Source organism: Verrucosispora sp. SN26_14.1, assembly GCF_004307965.1.
Lineage (GTDB): Bacteria > Actinomycetota > Actinomycetes > Mycobacteriales > Micromonosporaceae > Micromonospora.
The window spans coordinates 1-2,567 of sequence record NZ_SISL01000645.1; the positions used below are offsets into that span (position 1 = coordinate 1).

Sequence of the window (2,567 nt, forward strand, 5' to 3'; positions counted from 1 at the left end):
ACAGCCCCGGTACCAGGCCCGGCGGGCGGCGCTGCTGAACTCGGCCGGGCGGGCCCTCGCCAACCGCCCGAGGTGCGCGTCCCGCTGGGTGCGCAGCCACCCGGTCGGGTCGTGCAGCGGCCGGGTCGTCACGTACCGGTCGGCGGTCAACGGCCACCGCGAGGTGAGCTGCCGGGCCTGGCGCAGACGCTCCTCGGCGGCGGCAACGGTCAGGTCGACCAGCACCCCGTCGACCCGCCGGGTGGCCGAGGGCGGCCCGGTGTCGGGTCGGTAGGTGACCACCAGCAACCCGACCTCGCTGTCCCCGCCACCGTCGTCGTCGCCGTGCGCGAGCGGCCCGTGCACCGCGACGGCGAGCACGTCGGCGGGGAAGCGCCGACGGACCGCCTCGGCGATCCGTCCGGCCACCTGCCACCGGGGATCGTCCCGGTGCTCCTGGACACCGTCCACACCGACCACCCCATCGCGCCACCGTGCGGACCGTCGCCGGTAGCGACGGCCCGGTCACCGCACACCCTAGTGCGGCGCGGGCGGCCCGTCCGGCGGGTCCGTGCCGTCGGGCGTGCCGGAGGCCGTCGGCACCAGCCGGAAGACCCGGATCTCCCGGTCACCGGCCCGCCGCACGTACGCCTCGTACGCGGGCCAGGCGTCGACCAGCAACCGCCACAGTCGCTCGCGTTCGGCGCCGGTCGCCGGTTCGCCGCGTACCGCGAGGCGACGCCCGGCGACGTCCACTTCGGCGTGTGGCTCGGCGAGCAGGTTCAGCGACCAGGCGGGCTGCTGGGTCTGGCCCCAGTTCGAGCCGACCACCACGTACCCGTCCCCGTCGGGCACGTAGAGCAGCGGGTTGCTGCGCGGTTTCCCGGAGCGGCGGCCGGTGGTGGTGATGACCAGGGACGGCACCAACCCGAGCGCGACCACCCGGCCCCGGGTCAGTCGCCCGACCGCCCGGTCGAGCGGCACCAGCAGCCGGGCGGTGGCGCCGAACCAGGGGTGGTGACCGATTCGGCGGGTCACGTCGCGCAGTACGGACATCCGGACATTCTGCATCCACCGGCGTCGGTCCGACACCCGCCGTTCAGCCGGGCCGGTCGGTCCTAGTCCAGGCGGCGTTCCACCGGCAGCCGGGACCGGGTCAGCAGTGCCGCCCCGGCCATCGCCACCAGCGGCACCACGACCAGCACGCCGAGGGTGAGCCAGGGCACCAACAGCGGGTACGGCGGCTCCACCGGCCACCCCTCGGCCAGCCGTCGATTCGTGAAGGTCAGGATGATCATCGCCGAGCCGAGCCCGGCGACGATGCCCAGCAACGAACCGAGCACCGCGATCACGCCGGCCTGGCAGAGCGACAGCAGCTTCCGTACGCCCGGTCCGGCACCGACCGAGGCGAGTGTGGACAGGTCGGCCCGCCCCTCGGCGGCGGCGAGTCCGGTGGCGATCCCGGCGGCCCCCACGGTCACCACCGCGGAGACCCCGGCCAGCAGGAGCAGCAGCGGCTCGGTGCCGGTGAAGCCGTGACCGAGCTCGAACTGCGCGCCGACCGGGCCGAGGTACTCCAGCGCGTCGACGAACCGGTCCCGCTGCCGCTGTCCCGGCGGCTCGGCGGCCTCGACCACCCAGCCGGTCTGTCGGACGGCGAGGTCGAGGCGGTCGGCTGCGGCGGGCGAGATGAGCAGCCAGGACGGTCTCAGGTGGCTCCGCACCGCGTACCCGGGCACGGTCGTCGTGGTCGCCTCCCCCGTCTCGCGTTTGTCGTCCTCGACGCGGAGGTGGACGCGGCCGTCGACGAGGTATCGCGGGTCCGTCACCACCGCGCCACCCGCGCGCAGGACGGCCGTGGCGGCGGTGACCTCGGCCGGCGTGGCGCCGGTGAGCATCGGCAGCGCCGCACCGTCGTCGACCGCCACCTGGACGTAGCCGTCGAGGTGGTCCTCGGCCGGCCACTGACAGCGGCGGTCGGCGCGGGCCCGCTGCTCGTCGGCTTCGCTGATCGACTCGTAGGGTCGCCATGGGCAGACCTGGTCCGGCGGCGCCACCGCGCTCACCACGCAGGCATCGAAATTCGTCCGGCAGCCGGCCGCGACCAGTGGGGCGACCGACCCGGCACCGAGATGGTCACGGGCCGCCGCGGTGACGGCGGCCCGGTCCGGTGGCCCGGTGGCGTCCGGGTCGTCGGCGGTGACCAGCACCGTCTGGCGCGGCAGCAGCGGACGGTACTGCTGGTCGGCGCGGACGTCGTCACTGGCGAGGAAGGCCCCGAGGGCGACGCTGCCGGCGACCGCCGCCATCACCGCCGAGATGGCCGGCGCGGTCGAGGAACGGTTGCGACTGGCGTCGCGTACCGCGATCCGGGGCGCCAGCGGGAGGAACCGGCCGAGCCGGGCCAGCAGTCCGACCAGCGTCGGCGTGGCGAAGACCAGCCCGAGTTCGCCGAGCACCAGCCCGGCGAGGATGACCGACGAACGGACCATCGCCGCACCGATCCCGGCGATGACCAACCCGGTGACGGCCAGCAGCACACCGAGCGCCAGCCAGCGCCGCCGGTGGGTGGGCGCGCCGCGTCGGCC

At 75.3% G+C, this 2,567-nt stretch carries 2 protein-coding genes and 1 pseudogene; all 3 read right to left on the bottom strand.

Going from position 1 to position 2,567, the window contains the following annotated elements:
• Positions 1-450 (bottom strand): annotated as a pseudogene (locus tag EYA84_RS30350) (nucleotidyltransferase domain-containing protein); the annotation flags it as partial.
• Positions 451-516: 66 nt separating this feature from the next.
• Complete coding sequence (locus EYA84_RS30355) at positions 517-1,035, bottom strand: nitroreductase family deazaflavin-dependent oxidoreductase (RefSeq protein WP_131057647.1); 519 nt, start codon at positions 1,033-1,035, stop codon at positions 517-519.
• A gap of 62 nt (positions 1,036-1,097) precedes the next feature.
• Positions 1,098-2,567: FtsX-like permease family protein (locus EYA84_RS32790; RefSeq protein WP_343232798.1), on the bottom strand; the 1,470-nt coding region annotated here is incomplete at its 5' end.

Bases quoted from the DNA above. Each gene is read 5' to 3' on its own strand.
- EYA84_RS30355 (WP_131057647.1), bottom strand. From the start codon at position 1,035: ATGTCCGTACTGCGCGACGTGACCCGCCGAATCGGTCACCACCCCTGG.